Annotated in this window: 11 protein-coding genes and 1 pseudogene; 8 read left to right on the forward strand and 4 right to left on the reverse strand. The window is 72.1% G+C overall.

What is annotated here, in order from left to right:
• The first annotated feature begins 1 nt into the window (after position 1).
• Genes ABZ887_RS42080 through ABZ887_RS42090 form a run of 3 tightly spaced genes read left to right on the forward strand, consistent with a single transcriptional unit; the run spans position 2 to position 6773 of the window.
• A complete protein-coding gene (locus ABZ887_RS42080; RefSeq protein ID WP_361302544.1) occupies positions 2-5083 on the forward strand; it encodes an amino acid adenylation domain-containing protein in 5082 nt (1693 codons plus the stop codon).
• Between the two features lie 38 nt (positions 5084-5121).
• A complete protein-coding gene (locus ABZ887_RS42085) occupies positions 5122-5433 on the forward strand; it encodes an acyl carrier protein (protein WP_361302547.1) in 312 nt (103 codons plus the stop codon).
• On the forward strand, positions 5430-6773 hold the full coding sequence (locus ABZ887_RS42090) for an NAD(P)/FAD-dependent oxidoreductase (protein ID WP_361302550.1): 1344 nt from the start codon (positions 5430-5432) through the stop codon (positions 6771-6773). The genes ABZ887_RS42085 and ABZ887_RS42090 overlap by 4 nt, the downstream gene beginning before the upstream one ends.
• Before the next feature lie 78 nt (positions 6774-6851).
• Here the strand turns inward: ABZ887_RS42090 and ABZ887_RS42095 are convergent, their stop codons facing one another.
• The 3 genes from ABZ887_RS42095 to ABZ887_RS42105 form a co-directional block, all read right to left on the reverse strand.
• Positions 6852-12203, reverse strand: a complete 5352-nt coding sequence (locus ABZ887_RS42095; RefSeq protein WP_361302553.1) for a type I polyketide synthase — start codon at positions 12201-12203, stop codon at positions 6852-6854.
• 24 nt (positions 12204-12227) lie between these two features.
• Positions 12228-13289, reverse strand: coding sequence for a ketoacyl-ACP synthase III family protein (locus tag ABZ887_RS42100; protein ID WP_361302556.1), 1062 nt, complete (start codon positions 13287-13289; stop codon positions 12228-12230).
• Between the two features lie 72 nt (positions 13290-13361).
• Positions 13362-17945, reverse strand: coding sequence for an amino acid adenylation domain-containing protein (locus ABZ887_RS42105; RefSeq protein ID WP_361302559.1), 4584 nt, complete (start codon positions 17943-17945; stop codon positions 13362-13364).
• A 154-nt stretch (positions 17946-18099) separates the two neighbouring features.
• On the opposite strand from ABZ887_RS42105, the gene ABZ887_RS42110 reads away from it, so the two are divergent.
• On the forward strand, positions 18100-19035 hold the full coding sequence (locus ABZ887_RS42110) for a TauD/TfdA family dioxygenase (protein ID WP_361302562.1): 936 nt from the start codon (positions 18100-18102) through the stop codon (positions 19033-19035).
• Positions 19036-19054: 19 nt separating this feature from the next.
• Positions 19055-20125, forward strand: coding sequence for a 2,3-diaminopropionate biosynthesis protein SbnB (gene sbnB, locus ABZ887_RS42115; protein WP_361302565.1), 1071 nt, complete (start codon positions 19055-19057; stop codon positions 20123-20125).
• On the opposite strand, the gene ABZ887_RS42120 is transcribed toward sbnB, so the two are convergent.
• Complete coding sequence (locus ABZ887_RS42120; protein ID WP_361302568.1) at positions 20122-20943, reverse strand: AfsR/SARP family transcriptional regulator; 822 nt, start codon at positions 20941-20943, stop codon at positions 20122-20124. The two genes, sbnB and ABZ887_RS42120, sit on opposite strands and share 4 nt — an antisense overlap.
• 185 nt (positions 20944-21128) lie before the next feature.
• Between ABZ887_RS42120 and ABZ887_RS42125 the strand changes: the two genes are divergently transcribed.
• The 3 genes and pseudogenes from ABZ887_RS42125 to ABZ887_RS42135 all read left to right on the forward strand — a co-directional run.
• Positions 21129-21461, forward strand: coding sequence for a hypothetical protein (locus ABZ887_RS42125; protein ID WP_361302571.1), 333 nt, complete (start codon positions 21129-21131; stop codon positions 21459-21461).
• Between the two features lie 94 nt (positions 21462-21555).
• The gene (sbnA, locus tag ABZ887_RS42130) at positions 21556-22527 is read left to right on the forward strand and encodes a 2,3-diaminopropionate biosynthesis protein SbnA (RefSeq protein ID WP_361302574.1); all 972 of its coding nucleotides are present in this window, start codon (positions 21556-21558) and stop codon (positions 22525-22527) included.
• Between the two features lie 74 nt (positions 22528-22601).
• Positions 22602-22695 (forward strand): annotated as a pseudogene (locus ABZ887_RS42135) (IS5/IS1182 family transposase); the annotation flags it as partial.

The raw sequence follows: 22695 nt of genomic DNA on the forward strand, positions 1-22695 counted from the left end.
CATGCAGGGTGCCGCGCAGCCCTCCGGCATACCGATGACGCACGAACTCGTCAGCCGACGGGCGCGGTCGACGCCGGACGCCGTCGCCGTCGTCGCGGGCGACCGTGAGGTCACCCTTCGTGAGCTGGACGAACGCGCCAACCAACTGGCCCACCTGCTGCGGGAGGCGGGCGCCGGACCCGAAGCGCCGGTCGGCGTCTGCCTGCCGCGCGGTACGCGCCTGGTCATCACCCTCCTCGCGGTGTGGAAGGCCGGCGCCGGATACGTACCGCTCGACCCCGGGCACCCCGCCCGGCGCACCGCGGCGCTCCTCGCGGAGACGGCCTCCGTGGTCGCGGTCACGGACGAGGCGTTCCAGGACCGCGTCGCCGTGGACGGGGTCCGGCAGGTACTGCTCGACGAGGAGCTGAGCGCGCTCGACGGACGTCCGGTCGGCGCCCCCGAGGCGGACATCGCGGCCGAGGACTGTGCGTACGTCCTCTACACCTCGGGTTCCACGGGCCGCCCCAAGGGTGTCGTGATCAGCCACGCCGGCATCGGCAACCGTATCGCCTGGGTGGTCGACGCCCATCGGCTGGGCCCCGGTGACCGCGTGCTGCACAAGACACCGATCACCTTCGACGCCGCGTGCTGGGAGATCTTCGCCCCGCTGGTCAGCGGGGGCACCGTGGTCCTCGCACCGGTCGGTGCGGAGCGCGACCCGGCGGCCATGCTGCGGGCGGTGATCGACCACCGGATCACCGTGCTCCAGGTCGTCCCCTCCGTCCTGCGCATGCTGGTGGAGGAGCCGGGCTGGGACGAGTGCACGACACTGCGGCTGCTGTTCTGCGCGGGGGAGCCGCTCCATGCCGAACTGGTGCAGGAGTTCCGCCGCCGGGTACACAACTGCCCCGAGGACGTGGTGGTCTGCAACACCTACGGCCCCACCGAGTGCTCCATCGACGTGACCGCCTACGACGTCAACCCGCTGCAGCGCACCGGCCCCGTGCCCATCGGTACGCCCATCGACGGCATGCGCGTGCTGCTTCTGGGCCCCGACGGCAGGCACGTGCCGCCGGGCGAACGGGGGGAGTTGTGCGCGGCGGGTGTCGGCGTCGCCCGCGGCTACCTCGGCCGGCCCGGTCTGACGGCCGACCGTTTCCTGCCCGACCCCGAGGGCCCGCCGGGAGCGCGCCTGTACCGGACCGGGGACATCGCGCGCCGGCGGGCCGACGGCAATCTCGAGTACCTGGGCCGCGCCGACCACCAGGTCAAGATCAACGGAGTCCGGATCGAGCCCGGCGAGGTGGAGGCCGCCCTGGTGGCGCACGGCGCGGTGCGGGAGGCGGTCGTCGCACCTTTCACCACCCCCACGGGCACCCTCCGCCTGGCCGCGTACGTGCGGCTCGACGGCGCGCGGACCGACCGGCGCCCACGTGAGGAACGGCACCAGGAGCTGAGCGGCTTCCTGCGCGGGCACCTGCCCGAGAGCCATCTGCCCGCCGTGTACGTCGAGCTGGACCGCTTCCCCACCACCTCCAGCGGCAAGCTCGACCGCCTGGCACTGCCCGCGCCGCAGTCCGGGCCGCACCAGGACGCCGCGCCCGCCGGCCGGGCCGAGCACCTGGTGGCCGGGGTGTGGCGGGAACTGCTCAAGGCGGACGGGTTCGGCGTCCACGACGGCTTCTTCGAGCTCGGCGGCTCCTCGCTCCAGCTGATCCGGCTCGCCAACCGGCTGCGCGCCGAGTCGGGCCGCCCGATCGAGCTGTCCCAGCTGCTGGACGCGACCACGGTGGCGGCCCAGGCCCGGCTGCTCGACGCGGATCCGGACACGGCCCCACCGGTCCGTGCGGTGCCCAGAACCGGTCCCCTGCCGCTCTCACCGGGACAGCGCAGGCTCTGGGTCCTGGACCGGATCGAACCGGGCAGCAGGGAGTGGGTGACCGGCCTCTTCCTGAGCGTTCCCGCGGGCGTCGGTGAAAGCGCCGTACAGCAGGCCCTGGACGCGCTCGCCTCGCGGCACGAGAGCCTGCGCACCCGGATCGTCGCCCGGGACGGCGAGCCGGTGCAGGTCGTCGACGAGCCGGGCCGGGTGGAACTGCGCACGGTGCACGCTCCCCGCGCGCGGGCGGGTGCCGTCGTCGAGGAGGACGCGGAGCGCGGATTCGACCTGGAGCACGGCCCGATGGTCCGCGCCGTCCTCGTCGTCGCCCCCGAGGACACCGACGACATCGCCGCCCCGGACGGTGCCGGCTCCGCGGACAAGAACGGCGTCCTCGCCCTGCTGACCCACCACATCGCCGGTGACGCGTGGTCGGCGACGATCCTGCGCCGCGAGTTCCACGAGATCCTCGACGCCGTCCTGGAGGAACGCCCCGCCCGGCTCGACCCGCTGTCCGTCCAGTACGCCGACTACGCGGCCTGGCAGCACGAGTACCTCACCGACGACGTCGTCGAGCGTGAACTCGCGCACTGGAAGGGCGTGTTGAGCGGTGCAGTGCCGTTCGCCCCGCGACCGGACCGGCCCCGGCCCCCGGCCAGGGACGCGCGCGGCTCCGTGGTGACCTTCACCGTGCCCGCGGCCGTGGCCCGCCCCCTCACCGAACTGGGCCATCGCCGCGGCGCCTCGCCGTTCATGACCCTGCTCACCGTCTTCTCGACCCTGCTCGCGCGCTACACGAGCCAGTGGGACGGCACGATCGGCACCCCCGTCGCGGGCCGTGAACGCCCCGAGTTCGAAGGGGTGGTCGGCTTCTTCCTCAACAGTCTCGTGCTGCGCCCATCGCTGGACGGAGCGCTCACCTTCGAACAGGCCCTGGACCGGGTGCGGGACACGTGCAAGGACGCCTTCGCCCACCAGGACCTGCCCTTCGACCGGCTGGTGGCCGAACTCGCCCCGGAGCGCGACCTGTCGCGCACCCCCCTCTACCAGGTGGCGTTCGACTTCCACGACGAGGAGCTCACCGGATCCCCGGCCGAGGCCGACGACATGGACCTGGTCGTCGATGTGTCGACGGTCGCGAAGACCGACCTGACCCTGTACATGCGCCGCCAACAGGACGGCACGGTGATCGGCGCCCTGGAGTACGCGACCGCCCTGTTCGACCCGTCCACCGTCGAGCGTCTCGCCGGCCACTTCCAGGAGCTTCTGCGCGCCTGCGCGGCCGGGCCGGACCGGCGCCTGGACACGCTCGACCTCCTGACCGCCGACGAACGGCTCCACCTGGCCGGCTGGAACGGCACGCCCGCCGCCCCCGTCACCGCCACCGTCACCGACCTGTTCGAGGAACGCGCCGCCACGACCCCCCTCGCGACCGCCCTGGTCGCCGACGGCACCACCGTGTCGTACGCGGAACTGGACGTGCGGGCCAACCGCCTCGCCCACCATCTGCGGGGACTGGGCGTGGGCCCCGAGTCCGTGGTCGGCGTCCTGCTCGACCGCGGTGCCGAACTGCCCACCGCCCTGCTCGCCGTGTGGAAGGCAGGGGGCGCCTATCTGCCCCTCGACCCGGGCTTCCCCGCGGACCGCGTCCACCGGACCCTCGAAGCCGCCGGGGCCCGGGTCCTCGTGACCTCGTCCGCGCACCGCGCCCGGCTCGGCACGGACCACGACGCGCGGCACGTCCTCGTGGACGGACACGCCGCCGCGATCGCGGACGAGTCCGGCCGGCGCCCCGACCGCACCGCGGACACGGACCTGCTGGCCTACCTGATCTACACCTCCGGCTCCACCGGCCGCCCCAAGGGCGTCCAGATCACCCACCGCGGCCTGGCCAACCACGTCCGCTGGGCGGTCGACGAGCTGGCCGCGGCCGGCACCGGAGGCGGCGCGCTGTTCTCCTCCGTCGCCTTCGACCTCGTGGTGCCGAATCTCTGGGCACCCCTCGCCGCCGGACAGCCACTGCACCTGCTGCCCCAGGACCTGGACCTCGCCGCACTGGGCGCCCTCCTGCAGGCCGCCGCGCCGCTGAGCTTCCTCAAACTCACCCCGGGACATCTGGAGATCCTCGGGCAGCAGATCGCGCCGGAGCGGATGACCGGCCTGGCCGGGAAGATCGTGGCCGCCGGCGAGGCGCTCCCCGTGGCCACGGCCGACCACTGGGCGCGTGCCCTGGGCGAAGGACGGCTCATCAACGAGTACGGGCCCACCGAGGCCTCCGTCGGGACCTGCGTCCACCCGGTGAAGACCCCCCTGGAGAGCGATTCCGTGCCCATCGGGCGCCCGCTGCCCGGCATGAGCGTGCAGGTCCTGGACGCGCTGCTGGGCCCGCTGCCGGTGGGAGCCGTGGGGGAGCTGTACGTCGGCGGGACCGGTGTCGCACGCGGCTACGCCGGACAGCCGGGGCTCACCGCGGAACGGTTCCTGCCGGACCCGTACGGCCCGCCGGGCGCCCGCCTCTACCGCACCGGCGACCTGGTGCGACTGCTGCCCGACGGCTCCGTCGACTTCATCGGACGGCGGGACGGGCAGGTCAAGATCCGCGGATACCGCGTGGAGCTGGGCGAGATCGCGGCCGTCCTGCGCGAGCATCCGGCGGTACGCGACGCGGTGGCGGTCGCCGAGAAGACCCCGCGGGGGGACACGGCCGTGGCCGCCTACTGGGTGCCCGCGGCGCAGGAGCACCCGCGGCCCGGCGCGGCGCGGGAGCTGGCGGAGCACTGTGCGAAGCGGCTGCCCGCGTACATGGTCCCAGGCTCGCTCACCCCGCTCGACGCCGTTCCGCTGACCGCCAACGGAAAGCTGGACCGGGCGGCTCTGCCGAGGCCGGCCGGGGCGGCCCAGGGCGAACTCGTCGCCCCGCGCGGCGTCGTCGAGGAACGGATCGCCGAGATCTTCACCGACCTGCTGGGCACCCCGGCGGGAGCGGACAGCCAGTTCTTCCACAGCGGTGGCAACTCGATTCTGGCGATCCGTCTGATCGCACAGATCCAGACGGCGTTCGACATCGACTTCCCCACCCGTGCCGTCTTCGAGTCCGGCACGGTCGCCGGGCTCGCCGCGGTGGTGGAAGCGGCAGTCCGGGCCGAGATCGACCTGCTGTCGGAGGAAGAACTCGCAACGCAGGCGCTGGAGCTGGACGAGCAGCGCACGACGGAACGGTAATGCGGGCAGGTCCCGCTCAGCGCAGAAGGTGGATGGCGATGGCCGAAGCGAAGACCGTGCACAGCGAGCGCAGTGAGGACGCCTACGCGTCCGCGCTCCTCACATTCATCGGAGAGGAGTTTCTCCAGGAGGACGAGCGGGCCGGGCTGGGCGCCACCACCCCGCTCATGGAGACAGGCATCCTCGACTCGTTGAGAGTCGCGCTCCTGCTGTCCTTCATACGCGACGAACTGGGCCTCTACGTCTCCCCGTCCAAGATCGACACCAAGCACTTCCAGGACGTCAGGACCATCGCGGGCATGCTCGCCGAACTGGCCGTGGAGACCGCGGGCGAAGGGAACGTGGCATGAGCGCCGACTTCGACGTCGCCGTGATCGGCGGCGGGCCCGCGGGCTCGACCGTCGCCTCCTACCTCGCCAGGGCCGGTCTGTCCGTCGCTGTCTTCGAGAGCGAGACCTTCCCGCGCCCGCACGTCGGCGAGTCCCTGGTGCCCGCGACCACGCCGGTCCTGCACGAGATCGACGCGCTGGACAAGATCGACGAGGCGGGCTTCCCCAAGAAGTTCGGTGCCTCGTGGACCTCCGCCGAATCGCGCGACATCCCGAACCTGGGGTACAGCGGGCTCAGCCACGGCTGGACCGCCGACATCCAGTTCGTCGAGCGCAACCAGCCGGGCGTCGACCGCGACTACACCTTCCACGTGGACCGCGGGAAGTTCGACGCCATCCTGCTGCGGCACGCCGACGAACAGGGCGCCACCGTCTTCAACGGGGTCCGGGTCTCCAAGGTGGACTTCACCGACCCCGAACTGGTGCGGCTGACCTGCCGGCTGGCCGCCAAGGAACTCGACTTCACCGCGCGCATGGTCGTCGACGCCTCGGGCCGCCAGACGCTCCTCGGCCGCCAGCTCAAGGTGAAGGTGTCCGACCCGGTCTTCGACCAGTACGCCATTCACACCTGGTTCGAGGGTCTCGACCGGGGCGCGCTCGCGGGCGACGCCACCCAGATCGACCACATCTTCGTGCACTTCCTGCCCATCAAGGACACCTGGCTGTGGCAGATCCCGATCACCGACACCATCACCAGCGTGGGCGTCGTCACACAGAAGAAGCGGTTCGCCGAGGCCAACGCCGACCGCGAGAAGTTCTTCTGGGACTTCGTCTCCAGCCGCCCCGACCTGCACGACGCCCTCAAGAACGCCCGCCGGGTCCGCCCCTTCAAGCCGGAGGGCGACTACAGCTACGCGATGCGGCAGATCTGCGGGGACCGGTTCATCCTGATCGGTGACGCGGCACGGTTCGTCGACCCGATCTTCTCCAGCGGTGTCAGTGTCGCCCTGAACAGCGCCCGTATCGCCGCCCAGGACATCATCGCGGCCCATGCGGCGGGCGACTTCGGCAAGCAGCGCTTCGAGACGTACGAGACCAAGCTGCGCCGCGCGGTGAAGTACTGGTACGAGTTCATCTCCATCTACTACCGCCTGAACGTGCTGTTCACCGCCTTCGTACAGGACCCGCGCTACCGCATCGGCGTCCTGAAGATGCTCCAGGGCGACGTGTACGACGGCGAGGAGCCCCAGGTCCTGCGGGCCATGCGCGAGGTGGTCGCGGAGGTGGAGAACAACCCCGACCACCTGTGGCACCCGTACCTGGGCACCTTGCGGGCCCCGACCTCGGCGCCCACGTTCTGACCGACGCGGCAGCCCCTCACACGGCGATCCGCCCCGCGCTCCGAGCGCGGGGCGGATCGCCGTGTGAGGGGGCATCGGTCAGAAGGTGGGCGCGAGTCCCTCCTCCGCGGTCGCCTCCTCGTCCGCCGCGGGGGCCAGCAGCTGGGCCACATGGCCCGCGATGGCGGTCACGGTGGGCTGGTGCCACAGCAGCGTCGCCGGCAGCTTCAGGCCGAACCGCTTCTCCAGACGGCGGCGTACGACGATGGTCATCACCGAGTCGAGCCCCTGCTCCACGAGTGACCGGCGGATGTCCAGCGAAGCCATGGGCAGCTGCATCTCGCCGGCGACCTGCGTCGCGACCTCCTCCCGGAGCCGCTCCCGGAGCTGCTCGGGCGGCAGATCCGCGAAGGACATGCCGTCCTGCCGCGGACCAGGGGCGCCGGCCGGCTCCGCCACGGAGATCTCACGCAGGACGGGCAGCCGCTCCGTACCCGGCTCCACCGGCACGGTACGCAGCACCGGATAGCAGCCGGCCCCGCGGCGCGCGGCGAACTCCCAGGCACCGAAGGCCTCGGACACCGAGATGTCGGTGACGCCTCGCTCGCGCAGCTCCAGATCGACGACCTCGTTGACCGCCATGCCCTGCCCGCGCCACGACGTCCAGGCGAAACTGATCGTGTCCGCGGTGCCGTGCGGGCCGGCGAGGCTGTTCCGGTACGCCGCGAGGGCGTCGAGGAAGCTGTTGGCGGAGCCGTAGGCGGCCTGGCCGGGAAGCCCGAGCAACTGGCCGCAGGACGAGAAGAGCACGAAGAAGTCCAGGCTGCCGGGCGGGAACCGGTGGTGCAGCGCCCACGCTCCGTCCGCCTTGGGACGCATCACCCGCCGCAGGGACGCCTCGTCGACCTCGCCGGCCATCCGGTTGTCGAGCACGCCCGCCGCGTGCACGATCCCGCTGACGGCCGGCAGGCCCAGCGCGTCCGGGGTGAGCTGCCGGGCGACCGCGTCGGCGTCGGCGACGTCGAGCGCCACGGTGCGGACGGTGACCCCCTGGGCCTCCAGGGAACGGACCGCCTCGATCCGGTGGAGTACGGCCTCGTCGGTGACGGAGTCCCAGTCGGACCGCGGCGGCAGCGCACCGCGCCCGGCCAGGACCAGGCGTCGTGCCCCCCGCTCGGCCAGCCAGTGGGCGACTTCGAGGCCGAGCACCCCGAGCCCTCCGGTGATCAGATACGTCCCGTCGGGCCGGCAGGTCACCGGGGCGTGGGCGGCGTCCCGCCGGGTCCGGACGAGTCGCGCCGCCTCGGCGGTGCCGCCGCGCACCGCGATGACGTCCTCGGCCGGAGCGGCTCGCAGGATCTCCAGGAGCGTGCCGGCCTCCGCGGTGTCCGCCGCGCCCAGGTCGACGACGCCGCCCCACAGTTCACCGTGCTCACCCGCGAGCACCCGGGACAGGCCCCACAGCGGGGCGTGCGCGAGCCGGGCCTCGTCGTCGCTCTCGCGGACGCCGCGGGTCACACACCACAGACGCGGGAAGCGCGCGGTGTCCAGACCGGCCAGGCATCGGACCGTGCGCAGCAGCAGCCAGGCATGGCCGGCGGCGGCCTCCGGCGGCGCACCCGTCACCTCACCGGGCACCACCAGCACGTCCACGGACCTGTCGAGGCCGTCCAGCCCCGCCAGCTCGACGGGATCCCGCACCGTACGCGTCCGCGCCCCCCGTTCGGCGAGCCGCTCGGCGAGCGCCGACGCGAACGCCCCGTCGCCGTCGCCGACGAGGACCACGTCCCGGTGGACGGGAAGCGCGCCCTCCGCCTCGGGCAGTTCGAGCGGACGCCAGGCCAGCTCGTGCACCAGCTCCTGGGGCGGGGCCGTCAGCGCGGTGTCCTGGCCGAGCGAGCTGTAGCGCACCTCGGTGAGCGCGGCGACCACCCGTCCCGCCTCGTCCGCGACGAACACGTCGACCGTGTCCCGCGCCGGATGGTGGGAGACGTGGATGTCGACGGCGTCGGGGACCGCGCCGACCGTCCGCACCCGTCCCACGTGCGCCACCATCCGCAGGGTCGCGGGCCCGGGGTAGGCGGAGGGCGCGATGGACAGGGCGGCGTCGAAGACGGGTGCCCACGTGGCGGCGGAGCGCTCCGGCTGCTGAGCGCGTACCCGGGCGCGCAGTGACCCCTCGCCCCGCACGAGGTCGTCCACGGTCCACTCGAACCCCATGGAGGGGACGCCGACCGAGGCCAGGTGGCGCAGGATGTCGCCCGGGTCGGCGGGCTCGGCGTCCGGCGCGGGCCGCGGCAGCCGCTCGGGCAGTGCGAAGGCGTCGCCCTCGGCCCCGGTGGAGGCGGAGGTGTGGGTGAGCCATGCCTCGTCGCCGCCCGCCGCCCGGGAGGCCAGATACAGCGCGGAACCGTCACGGACGACCTGGAGCTCACGTCGCCCGGTCACGGTCAGCGGCAGCCGCAGCGCCACCTCGTCCAGCGCCCGTACGCCTTCGCCGTGGCCGTCCAGCGCGCCGAGGAAGGTGTTGAGGAGGACGGCGGCGGGCACGATCTCCGTTCCGTTGATGGTGTGCGAGCCCGGGTAGGGGCGGTTGGCGTCGTCCAGCTCGGTGCGCCACAACCGCATCGCACGCCCGGCCACCGGGACGGGCACCCCGCGCAACTCATGGGCGTCCACGTCGTGTTGGCGCCCATGACCCGAGCCCTGGAGGGTGGACTCGCGCCAGTGCACGGCGCGCTGCCAGGCCACGTGCGGCAGGGTGACGAGCCCGCCCGCCGACTGCAGTCTCGCCCAGTCGACGTCGATGCCGTGGCAGTGCGCGTCGCCGAGCGCGACGAGCAGGCTGAGCTGCTCGGGCCGGTTGCGGCGCAGCGTCGACCCGACGAAGGCGTCATCGAGGTCGAGGCCGGCGAGGGTCTCACCGATCGAGTGGGCCACCACGGGGTGCGCGGAGACCTCGAGGAACGACCGGTGCCCGTCCTCCGCGGCGGCTTTCACCGCCGCCGCGAGGCGCACCGGGTTGCGCAGGTTGGCCGCCCAGTAGGCGCCGTCCGCGGCCGGTGCCGTCCGGGGGTCGGCCAGGGCGGTGGAGTACATCGGGATGTCCGGGGTCCGCCGCGGCAGATCGTCGGCGGCCGCGGCGAGTCCGGCCAGCAGCGGGTCCATGTGCGGGCTGTGGAAAGCCACGTCGGAGGCGACCCTGCGCACGTCCACTCCCTCGGCCTGCCACGCGTCGAACAGGGCCGTCACCGCCTCGCGGTCGCCCGACACGACGGTGGACTCCGGGGAGGCCTGGATCGCGGCGACGACATCCTCGCGGCCCGCGAGGCGCTCCGAGGCCTCCTCCCAGGACAGGCCCGCCATGAACATCGCGCCCTGTCCGGCCGCCCGCCGTAGCAGCAGCGAGCGCCGGCAGATCAGCCGGGCGCCGTCCTGTACGGTGAGCGCGCCCGCGGTGACGGCCGCCGCGATCTCACCGACGGAGTGCCCGATGACGGCGGTCGGCGCGGCACCGTAGGAGCGCCATACGGCGGCCAGGCCGATCTGCATCGCGAAGATCATGGTCTGGATGCGGTCGACGGACTCGAAGTCCCCGTCGCCCAGCACCTGCCGGGGCGAGAAGCCGATCTCCTCCAGGAACACCGGCTCGATCTCGTCGATCGCGGCGGCGAAGGCAGGCTCGGTCTCCAGCAGTTCCTTTCCCATGCCGGCCCATTGGGACCCGTGCCCGGAGAACACCCACACGGTCTCCGTACCGGGGGCACCCGACGCCCCGGGCGCCGTTCCGGTCGGCGCCTCGCGCGACTCCTCCCCGGCGGCGACGCCCCGCAGCCCGGCGACGAGGTCCGCCCGGTCGCGGGCCACGACACCGGCCCGCACGTCCAGATGCGAACGGCGCACCGCGAGGGTGTGGCCCACCGATGCCAGCGGCACGTCACGGCCGGCGCCCGTGAGCCAGTCGGCGAGGTCGGCCGCGTACGCGCGCAGGGCGGCCCTGGACCGGGCGGAGAGCGGGAACAGCCGCAGCGCGGCGCCGTGCCCGGGAGCCCGCACGGCGTCCGGGGCCTCGCCCGCGCCGCTCGGTTCGGCAGGTGCGGGGGCCTGCTCCAGAAGGACGTGCGCGATGGTGCCGCCGTATCCGAAGCCGGAGACACCGGCCCGGCGCGGACGTTCCCGTGCGGGCCAGGGGGTGGGCTCGGTGACGACCCGCAGCCCGTTGCCGGCCCAGTCGATCGCCGGGTTGCCGTCGCTGAAGTTCAGACTCGGCGGAATCTCGCCGTGGTGCAGGGCGAGGGCGGCCTTGAGCAGACCGGCGACGCCCGCCCCCGCCTCCAGATGGCCGATGTTGGGCTTCACGGAGCCGATCAGGCAGGGGTCGTCGGCCGGCCTGCCCTGCCCGTACACGGCGCCGAGCGCACCCGCCTCCAGGGGATCGCCCACCGGGGTCCCGGTGCCGTGCGCCTCGATGTAGTCGACCGACGACGGGTCGACTCCGGTGCGCCGGCAGGTCTCTTCGAGCAGCTGCTGCTGGGCACTGCCGCTGGGCGCCATGATCCCGTTCGTACGGCCGTCCTGCTGGACCCCGCTGCCGCGGATGACCGCGAGGACCCGGTCCCCGTCGCGCTGAGCGTCGGACAGGAGTTTGAGGACCAGGACGGCCCCGCCCTCGCCCCGTCCGTAACCGTTGGCCGAGGCGTCGAAGGACTTGCTGCGCCCGTCGGGAGAGGTGGCGCCCGCGGCCTCCAGCGTCACCGAGAGACCGGGCGAGACGATGAGGTTCACGCCCCCGACGAGCGCCACCGCGCTCTCTCCGGCACGCAGGCTCTGGCAGGCGAGGTGGGTGGCGACGAGCGAGGCCGAGCAGGCGGTGTCCACCGCGAGGCTGGGCCCGTGCAGGTCCAGCGCGTACGAGATGCGGTTGGCGACCGCGCACATGGCGCTGCCGATGCCGGTCCAGGCCTCGATGTTCGGCAGGTCCTCCAGGAGCCGGCGGCCGTAGTCGTCCGAACCGACACCGACGAAGACCCCGGTGTCGCTGCCGGCCAGGCCGACGGGCGGGATACCGGCGTGCTCCAGGGCCTCCCAGACCAGTTCGAGCAGGATCCGCTGCTGAGGATCCATCAGCTCGGCCTCGCGGGGAGTCAGTCCGAAGAACGCGGCGTCGAAGCCCTTGATGTCGGACAGGAACCCGGCGGGCAGGTCGGCACGCCGTACCGCCGCCGCGTGCTCGGGGCCCAGGCCGCGGTAGCTCTCCCAGCGGTCCTCGGGCATGGGGCCGATGCCGTCCCGGCCGGAGAGCAGCAGATCCCAGAACGCGGCGGGGGAGTCACCCTGTCCGGCGAAACGGCAGCCCGCGCCGATCACGGCGACGGGTTCGAGAGGGGCCGGCGTGCGGTTCTCGCCGTTCGCACCGCTCTCATCGGTATGCGGGCCAGATCGCGTGGGCACGATCACGTCGTCTCCTTGCCTCGGTTAGCCGCACCACGGTGCGGGCTGCAGAATGCGCACGACCGCGGCGGAGAGGGTCACCCCGGGGCCGACGCCGAGCATCAGCAGGTGGTCGCCCGGGCCCAGCTCGCCCGCCGTCAGCAGGTGGTCGAGGGACACGATCTGGTCGCTCGCGCCGAGATGGCCGACCGTCCGGCCGAACTCCCAGGTGGACTTCTCCAAGGGCAGTCCGAGCGCGGTCGTGCAGCGCTGCTCGACGATCTCCCGGGAGTAGTTCATGTACGCCACGCGCGTGACGTCACCGATCGTCACGCCGGCCTCGGCAAGGGTGCGCTCGACCACTTCCAGCGTCCTGACGTGGACCTGGACCAGAGCTGCCGTGCCCGTGCCGGTCGCGGCCGAGCGCTTCTTGAACTCGGCGTTGCGGGCGGTGAAGTCGAGCGGCCGCCCCACGGTCGGACCCGGCGGGAACAGCGGCTCGGCACCGCGGTGCATCTCCTCGGCGTCCGTCACCGTCAGCGAACCCACCGCGAGCAGCTCCGCGAAACCCGGCTCGCCCGTGAGCACGACGGCGCTGGCGGCGTCCCCGGTCACATAGCCGGGCCCCATCCGCCAGCGGTCCATCATCGGGGTGCCGAAGTTGTCGGACGCGACGAGCAGCGCGGTGGACGGGCGTTCACCGGCACGGGACCGGGGCCGGCCCGCCAGGTGTCCCGCGCCCAGTTCCAACGCCGCGAACATGCCGTTGCAGCCCTGGCGTACCTCGACCGAGAGCACGTCGCCGCCGACGAGGTGGCGCTGGAGGTAGTACTGGGGCTGCCATCCGTCGGGACCCTGGTGCCAGGAGTCCGCGTAGAGCAGCAGATCCGTGTCCTGCGGGCGGTGGTCGCAGCGCTTGTACGCGTCCTGCGCCGCCCACAGCGCCATTTCCGGGGCGGGCGTCCGCCCGGCCACCGCCGCGCCCGCCAGCTCGTGCAGCTCGACGTCCTCCGCCGGATAGAGACCCTGGGCGACGGCCTCCTCGATACCGACCGTGCGGGGCAGGTAGACCCCGAGTCCCTTGATGTACGTCCCGGGCGTGCGCAAGGCCGCCTCGCCTCCTCGGTGTCGGTGCGGTCGCGGGCCGCGCGGGCGCGCGCTCCGCGGTATGACGCTCGGTCAGGGCCGGCCCGCGATGTTCTCGAGGATCCGGACCAGCCTCGCGAGCAGCCCCTGGGCGTCCCGCGGCGGGAACAGCGCCGGAAGGTGTCCGAGTCCCAGCGTCAGAGTGCGGCCCGGCTCGGTGACCAGGCGCAGGGGGTAGTGGGTGCCGTCCTCGATGTCGAACCCGGCGACCCGCAGCCCGCCGGCCGCCGTCACGTCCGTCGCGTCGTGGGAGGTGGTGAAGAAGGAGATCGCGGTGTCGAAGAGCTCACCGCCGCGCGGCGCCGCTGCCGACGAGCTGTACGTGGCCTGCTGCCCGATCTCGTCCAGACCCAGGTGGTGATGGGGCACGAGGGCGGCCTGCTCTCGCTGGAGCCGTACGACCAGGTCGGTCAGCGGTTCGTCCGCGCGCAGCCGGAGGCGGACCGGGACGGTGTTCGTGAGCATGCCCACCATGTCCTCGACGCCCGGCAGTCGAGGAGGACGGCCGTACACGGAGGAACCGAAGAGCACGTCCTCGCTGCCGGTCAGTTCCGACAGCAGCAGCCCCCAGGCCGCCTGCACCGCGGTGCTCACGGTGAACCCGTGGGTGCGGGCGCGCGCCGTCAGCTCCCCGGTCAGGGTCTCGTCCACGACGTGGGTCACCCGCCCCTGCCGCTCGCCGGCCGTGCCCTTCGTGCCGCCCGCCGCGACTCTGGTGGGCCCGCTCAGGCCCTCCAGCGCGGCCGCCCACGCGGCACGGGACTCGTCCAGGTCCTGGCCGGCCAGCCAGTCGAGGTAGCCGCGGAAGGGAACCGCGGGGGGCAGGCGCGGCCGGTGGCCGCCCGGCGCGTAGAGCGCGAACAGCTCGCGCACCAGAATCTCGGTCGACCAGCCGTCCCAGAGGATGTGATGTGCCGTCAGAACCAGCCGGTGGCTCTCCTCGGCCCGCTTCAGCAGCAGGAACCTCATGAGGGGTGGTGCCGCCAGGTCGAAGGGGCGCAGTCGTTCGGCGCGCGCCGACAGCCGTGCCCTCTCCTCGCGTTCCGCCTCGGTGAGCGCCGACAGGTCCTCTTCGGACCACGGCACGTCGAGGTCCTCGCAGACGATCTGCACCGGCTGGTCCGCGCTGTCGTGCCGGAACGCCGCGCGCAGCGCGGGATGCCGGCCGAGCAGCGCGGCGGCGGCCGCCCGCAGCGCCGGCGGGTCCAGGGGGCCCGCCAGGTCGAAGCCGAGCTGTGCCACGTAGGCGTCGGCCGTCTCCGCCGACACCAGGCTGTGGAAGAGCAGCCCTGCTTGCAGCGGGGCGAGCGGCAGTACGTCGGACAGCCGGGGGTACCGCCGGGTGAGGGCGTCGGTCTCCTCCTGCGAGAGCCGCACCAGCGGCAGGTCGGAGGGGGGCGGGCCGCCCGCCCCGGGACGGCGGCCGTACGCCACCGGCCGCGCCGTGCCCGGGGTGAGCGGGAACGGTCCGGCTCCGGCCCCATCCGGCTCCGCACCCGGTCCCTCGCCGTCCGGGGCCGTAGCCCGGGCCACGGCCGCCAGCCCGGCGACGGTGGCGTGCGCGAACACGTCGGCGATCGCCAGATCGAGCCCCGCCCGGTGCGCCCGCGAGACGAGCTGCAGCGCCGAGACGCTGTCGCCCCCCAGCTCGAAGAAGGAGTCGTCGGCGGAGACCCGGTCCACGCCGAGCACGTCCGCGAACACAGCGCACAGGGTCTTCTCGCGCGCCGTGTCGGGAGCCCGGCCGGCCGCGGACCCGAAGTCGGGCACCGGCAGGGCCTGCCGGTCCACCTTGCCGTTCGGCGTGACCGGCAGGGCGTCGAGCGCGACCACTGCCGCCGGCACCATGTACGCGGGCAGGAAACCCGCCGCGAACGCGCGCAGTTCGGCGGGGTCCGGCGCCCGGCCGGGCGCGGCGACGACGTGGGCGACGAGCTGCCGCTGCCCGGGCCGGCTCTCCGACACGGTGGCGACCGCCGCGTCGACCTGTTCATGGCGGGCGAGTACCGCTTCGATCTCCCCGAGTTCGATACGGAAACCGCGGAGCTTGACCTGGTCGTCGGCGCGGCCCACGTAGGCGAGGACGCCGTCCGCCCGCCACCGTACGAGATCGCCCGTGCGGTACATCAGGGATCCGGGCGGACCGAACGGGCAGGGCAGGAAGCGCTCGGCGGTCAGCCCCGGACGGCGCAGATAGCCGCGGGCGAGACCGGCGCCCCCGATGTACAACTCGCCCTCGACACCGGGGAGTACGGGGGTCATGGAGGCATCCAGGACGAAGGCCCGGGTGTTGGCGACCGGCAGCCCGATCGGGGCGGGTACGGAGCCGTCGAGGGGCGCGCTCACCAGGGAGGTGACCGAAGCCTCCGTCACGCCGTACTCGTTGAACACCTCGCGGCCCGGCAGCCACCGGGCGAGCGTCTCGGCGGGCAGCACCTCGCCGCCCGTCATCAGCACCCGCAGGTCCGCCAGGCCCTCCGCGGACAGCTGCGCCAGGTGCACGGGCGGCGCCCCCATGTGGGTGACGCGCCGGGAGCGGAGCAGCCCGGCCAGGTCCTCGGCGGACAGGGCGTTTCCGTCCGGAGCCAGGACCAGCGTGCCGCCCGCGCAGAGCACGGGCCAGATGTCGCCCATCGCGACGTCGAAGCTCGGCGAGACGAGCTGGAGGACCCGGCTCCCGGCGCCGATCCCGTAGCGGTCGATCCGGTCCGCGACGAGGTTGCGCAGCCCCCGGTGAGGCACGACCACCCCCTTGGGGGTGCCGGTGGACCCGGAGGTGTAGATCACGTACGCGCTCTGCTCGGGGGCGGGAGCAGCGGCCTGGGGCCCGGCACCGGGCTCCGCACCGGCCGGCCTCCCGGCGGCGTCGAGGAGCAGGTGCGGCGGTCCCGCGGGGAGCCTCGGCCCGGTCGTGGCATCGGTGATCACGGAGACCGGGGACGTGTCGTGGAGCATGTGGGCGATCCGCTGCGGCGGGTAGCCCGGGTCGACGGGCACGATGGCCGCGCCCGCCTTGAACACGGCGAGCATCGCGGCCACGAGCACCGGCGAGCGCGGCAGGGCCAGCACGACGAAGTCCTCCGCGCCGACGCCCTGTTCGGCGAGGTGCCGGGAGATCAGCTCGGCGCGCTCGTCGAGCTGCGCGTACGTCCAGACGGCCCCCTCGTGTTCGATCGCGATGCTCCGGGGCGACCTCGCGGCCCGGACGGCCACGGCCTCCGGTACGGTCCACGCGGGCGGCTCGACCGCAGTGGCGTTGCGCCGTACGACCAGCTCGTGGTGCTCGTCGGGGGTGAGGACGTCGATCGTGTCGACGGGCCGGCCGGGCCGGGCCGCGACCGCCCGGACGAACGCCGTCAGCCGCTCCTGGTGACCCGCCAGGGAGGCGAGGTCGTGGAGATCGGGATTGCCTTCGAGGACGAGCGTCACCGCAGTGCCGTCGTCGTGCGAACGGATGCTGAGGAACAGGTCCGGGCATGGGCCGGAAGCCAGGTTGTGCGAGGTGGCCTCGGCCTTCCCGAAGCGCAGCGCCCCGCCGAACGGCATGAAGTTCACGATGGGTCCGAACACGGCACCCACACCGTCCTGCACGGAGCCGGTCCGGTGCAGGTCCTCGAGGCGGAACCGTTCGTGCCGCAGCGAGGCGGCGACCTCCGTCGCCATGTCCCGCGAGAGCCGCTCCAGGGTGGCGCCCGGGGGGATGTCCAGGCGCACCCCGACCGTGTTGGTCATCATCGCGGGGGTACGACGGGCCGCCGCCGTGCGGCGGCCCGTCACGGGGACCCCGACGACCACGTCACGGCGCCCCGTGACCCGGTGCAGGTAGGCGGTCACGGCGGTCATCAGCAGGAGGTTCCAGGTGGTGCCGACCTGCGCGGCGGCCTTCCGCAGCAGCTCCAGGTCGGCGGCGGGCAGCGGCGCCGAGCGGCGCAGTCGCACCATCCCGGACGGCAGCGGCTTCCCGGGGCCCGCGCCGCCCGGGAGGCGGAGGGGAGGGGGGACGTTCTCGAACCGCTTCAGCCAGTAGTCCCGGTCCTCGCCGAACGCGGACGAGGCACGGTAGGCCAGATCCCCGTCGAGCACCGAGGCGAGCGGTGCGAACACGGCGGGCACCTCGGACCGCCCCTCGGACAGCGCCGAGTAGATCTCCGCGAGCCGCTGTACCAGGAGGTGGACGCCGTAGCCGTCGATGACGACATGGTGGATGCGCAGGGAGAGGAAGAACCGGTCGTCCGCCAGCTTCAGCAGCGCGAACGAGTGGATCGGCCCCTCGGCCAGATCGACGGGACGGGACACCTCCTGCCGCATCCAGTGCTGCGCCCGAGCCTCCGGATCGGTCTCCGACGAGAGGTCGACCAGGTCCGGCCCGACGGCGTGCGCCGGGTCGAGCACCTGCCAGAGCCCGCTGTCCTGCACCACCGACCGGATGCGCAGCACATCGGCCTCGGCCCGCAGCAACGCCCAGGCGGACTTCAGCAAGTCGATGTCGAGGGCGCCGTCGACGGCGATGTACTCCGCGCAGTTGTACTGCTGGCCGGAGGAGTCCAGCTGGTGTGCGAACCAGACGCCCTGCTGGCCGGCGGACAACGGCAGCCGAATCACATCCGCGTCGCTCATTCCCGACTCCATGGCTCATTCCGAGTACCGGCACGGCCACCATGGAGATCACGGCTATATGCCGCCTATACAGGGGCACTCGGAGCCGGGATACCGAAGAAGTATAGATACGGCGGCCATCATCGGGCGACGCCCCACCGAGAGGAGCAGCCCGATGGACGGTCACTGGGTGCCGAAGGAAGTCACACCGGCCGATGCCGACGCGGAGGCCACGCCGCAGGGACTGGCCGGCCATCTCCGCGGACTGGGCGATCCGGAGCCGCTGCTGACCCGCCACAAGGCCCTGGTCTTCCGCGGCTTCGGCGTCACACGTGCCGGGCTGGAGGAGGTGATGGACCTTCTGCTGCCCAACCGACTCGCCTACGTCCACGGGAACTCACCGCGGACCAAGGTCGGCGAGAACGTGTACACCTCCACCGAGTACCCGCAGGAGTACACCATCTCCATGCACAACGAGATGTCGTACGCCCACCGGTGGCCCGCCCGGCTGCTGTTCTTCTGCGACCGGGAGCCGGCGACGGGCGGCGCGACGCCCGTGGTGGACGGCGTGCGCTGGCTCGCCGCGCTGGACCCCGAGGTCCGCGACGCCTTCGCGCGGGGAGTGCGCTACTCCCAGAACCTGCACGGCGGCCGGGGCCTCGGCAAGAGCTGGCAGGAGACCTTCGAGACCGAGTCGCGCGGCGAGGTCGAGACCTTCCTCAAGGACGCCGAGGCGGAGTGGGAGTGGCGTCAGGACGGCGGCCTGCGGGTCACGCAGCTGCGTCCGGCGACGGCCCGGCATCCGGTCACCGGAACCGAGGTCTGGTTCAACCAGGCCGACCAGTGGCATGCGGCCGGCCTCGGGAGCGAGACCGCTGCGGCCCTCTACCAGATCATGCCGGCGGAGGACCTGCCGCAGTCGGTCACGTTCGCCGACGGCTCGCCCATTCCGGACCACCACGTCACCCAGATCCGCGACCGCGGCCTGGAGTCGGCCGTCGACGTGGACTGGCGTACCGGAGATCTGATGCTCATCGACAACATGCTGGTGGGCCATGGCCGGCGCCCCTTCACCGGTCCGCGCCGGGTGCTGGTCGCGATGTCCGACTGACGACGGGGCCCCGGCGGAGGTGACAGAACGTGAGATCGACCGGAAGGCAGCAGCAGTGAGCGAGTCGGCGTCCCCGTCCTTCAGCGTGATCCCCGGCAGCCAGGTGCAGGCCGTGATCGACGGACGGGAGGAGGAGGTGATCAGGGTCGTCGAGGCGGCGTACCGGCTGCACGGCGAGGGCGCCACGGTGAATCCCGACTCGCACTTCCTCACGTTCCCCGACCGGCCGTCCGCGCGCATCATCGCGCTGCCGGCCTCCGTGCGGGGAGACGTGGACGTACACGGCATCAAGTGGATATCGAGCTTCCCGGAGAACGTGGCCGAGGGCATCCCGCGTGCGTCCGCGGTCCTGATCCTCAACGACACGCGAACCGGCTACCCGTTCGCCTGCCTGGAGAGCTCCGTCATCAGCGCGGCGCGCACCGCCGCGTCCGCGGCGCTCGCCGCCGAGCGGCTCAGCAGGGCGAGAGGCGGCGAACGCCCCACCCGCGTCGGCTTCTTCGGGACCGGACTCATCGCGCGCTACATCCACCGCTATCTGGCGGCGAGCGGCTTCGCCTTCGACGCGCTGGGGATCCACGACCTGTCGGCCGCGCACGCGGAGGCGTTCCAGGGGTATCTGCGGCGTACCGAGAACGGTGAAATCACCGTCCACGACAAGGCGGAAGACCTGATCCGGTCCAGCGATCTGATCGTCTTCGCCACCGTCGCCGGCCGGCCGCATGTGACCGACCCGTCCTGGTTCGGCCACAACCCGCTCGTCCTGCACATCTCGCTTCGGGACCTGTCGACCGATGTCGTCCTGGCCTCCCACAACGTGACCGACGACGTCGAGCACTGCATGAAGGCCAACACCTCGCTGCACCTGACCGAACAGCGGGTCGGCAACCGGGACTTCACGGCCGGGACCCTCTTCGACGTGCTGACCGGCAGGATCACCTGCCCGGCCGACCGTCCGACGGTCTTCTCACCGTTCGGGCTCGGCGTGCTCGACCTCGCGCTGGCCCGCTTCGTACACGAAGAAGTAGCCAGGGAGGGCGGGTTGCGCACGGTCCCTGACTTCTTCAGCGAGCTGAAGCGCTACGGCTAGCGTCTTCGGCCGCCCTTCACCGTGTGCACCCCCGGCCTGTGCCGCAACTCCGCCCGGGGGGCGCGGCCCATGAGACTGCTGGGGATCGTCATCCGGTCCGGCACGGCCGCCGGGACGTCGGCTCCGTGATGTCCCGTCGGCACGGCCGAGGACTCCCGCCAGATCCCGTCGACCTCACCGGTGAGGATGGCCTGGTAGGCATGGCGCAGCGCGGGTCCCGGGTCGACCCCCAGCTCCTCCTCCAGATACTGCCGGCCGCCGTGGTAGACGGCGAACGCGTCGGCCTGCCGGTCGGACATGTACAGGGCCACCATCAGCTGGGCCCGCAGCCGTTCACGCAGCGGGTGCGCGCCCACCAGGGCGACGAGCTCGGGGGTGAGCTCCTCGTGCCGGCGCAGCGCGAGATCCGCCGAGATCCGGTTCTCCAGCGCCTCCATGCGGGCTTCGTCTATGCCGGGTCCCGCGGTTTCCAGCAGCCGGTCGGTGACATCGGTGAGTGTCGGGCCCCGCCAGAGGGCGAGTGCTTCCCGGAGCACCTCGGTGGCGTAGGAGTAGCGGCGCTCCCGCAGCGCGGTGCGGCCCGCGTGGCACAGCTGCTGGAACTCGTGGTAGTCGAACCGTCCCGAGACGGTCCGGAGCAGGTACCCGGTGCCCTTTCGGACGATCTCGGCCTGCTGGTCGAGGTGCTGGCGCAGCCGGGAGGCATATGTGTAGATCTGGGCTTGATACGTTTCAGGCGGGGTCCTGCCCCAGAGCATCTCGCCCAGCCGGTAGTCGGGCAGCACCTGCTCGTCGGCGAGAAGAAGGGCCGCGAACATGGTGCGTTGTTTCTTTCCGTTCAGGGGTAGCTCGGAGTTGTCTGACCATAATCCGACCGGGCCGAGAATGCGGAATTCCAGCATTGCGTTGGTTCCTCCTGTATGCCGTGCGGAGTCGAACGCAGAATGGTGAAGGGAATTCGGAATGCCGGAAGAGAGGTATTCCGTCCCGAGGAATGGCATGCATGGAGCACTCGGCGAAATGGCCGGGCTTCCTGGATTATGTGCAGTCAGGCTGGCGGATTAAAGATTCTCGCCGCGACGCACGGCATAATTCATTCACTGGTGGTGCCCCCGTTGCCGTCCCAAGTCTGGTGATCGCATGTTCGACCGACGTAGACGTTGCGACTCTAACCTTGCCATCGGTGGGAGTCAAGGATTGGTATCTGAGAATTGTCTTGGGTGCAGAAATCCACTTGCGCGGGATTGAGTTTTCTGTGAAAGCGGGGACTGAGGTATTCCGCTTCCTTGTTGGCCTGGGGTGTCGTGAATTGATGGCTCCGGCTAACTCTCACTGACATGTGCCAGAATGAAATGTCATCCTGCTTTCGGCCCGCCTGGCCGGTTCTGCTTGTATAGGTCAAATATGGGGTCAGTCGTGAGCATGTTCGCGTGGCCGTTATTATCACGAATCCCCTGGATTTCAATGTCGAAGACCTCTATGTAGACCTCTGGCAGAGCGTGGGATGCCGGCTCTACCTCAAGTGCGAGGGCTTCAACTTCGCCGGGTCGATCAAGATCAAAGCCGCTGTCGAGATGGTGGCGGCGAAGGAAAGAGAAGGTCTGCTTCGCCCGGGCGGAACACTCGTCGAGTCCTCGTCGGGGAACATGGGTGTGGCACTGAGCATCGTCGCCGCGAGCAGGGGATACCGATTCGTGTGCGTGACCGACGTACGGTGCACACGCGCGGCCCGGCTCACGATGGAGGCGCTGGGCGGGGAGGTGCACGTGATCGGCGAACCGGATGCCGAGGGCGGCTATCTCGGGGCCCGGATCGCGCACGTCAGGAAGCTGTGCGAGGAGAATGCCGGGTACGTCTGGCTCAACCAGTACGCCAACTCCGCGAACTGGCGCGGCCATTACCGCACCACGGGCCCCGAAGTGGCGAAGGCCTTCCCCGAGCTGGACGTCCTTTTCATCGGCGCGGGAACGACCGGCACCCTGATGGGCTGCGCGCGCTACTTCAGGGAGAACCATCCCGGGGTCACGGTCGTGGCGGTCGACGCCGCCGGTTCGGTCACCTTCGGCAGGCCGCCCGGCCGGCGGATGATTCCCGGCCTCGGCACGAGCGTGCGCCCGTCGATCTTCGACGCGTCGTACGCGGACGACGTCGTGTACGTCGAGGAGGCCGAGACGATCCGCATGTGCCGCCGCCTCGTGGGCCACGGCTACCTCTTCGGAGGATCCACGGGAACGGTCGTCAGCGGCGCCCGCGACTGGCTGGCGGCTCACGGGCGCGACGACATGACCGCGGTCGCCATCTCACCGGACTTCGGCGGCAACTACCTCGACAGCGTCTACGACGAGGCCTGGGCGAGCGGTATCGCCGGAGCCGACGGGGCCACCTGGCGCGGCGGGCCCTGACCGGGAGCCCGCCCGCGCGCTTCCGCGCACATGGCAGGGCCCTGCCCGGTGGGCCGGTTGTCGGTGTGACCGTCGGCAACCGCAACGACGTCACCCAGCTCATGCCCCTGCTCGACGCGATCCCGCCGGTCCGCGGCCGGGTTGGTCATCCTCGCCGCAAGCCGGACT

The organism is Streptomyces sp. NPDC047061, assembly GCF_040643955.1.
GTDB lineage: Bacteria > Actinomycetota > Actinomycetes > Streptomycetales > Streptomycetaceae > Streptomyces.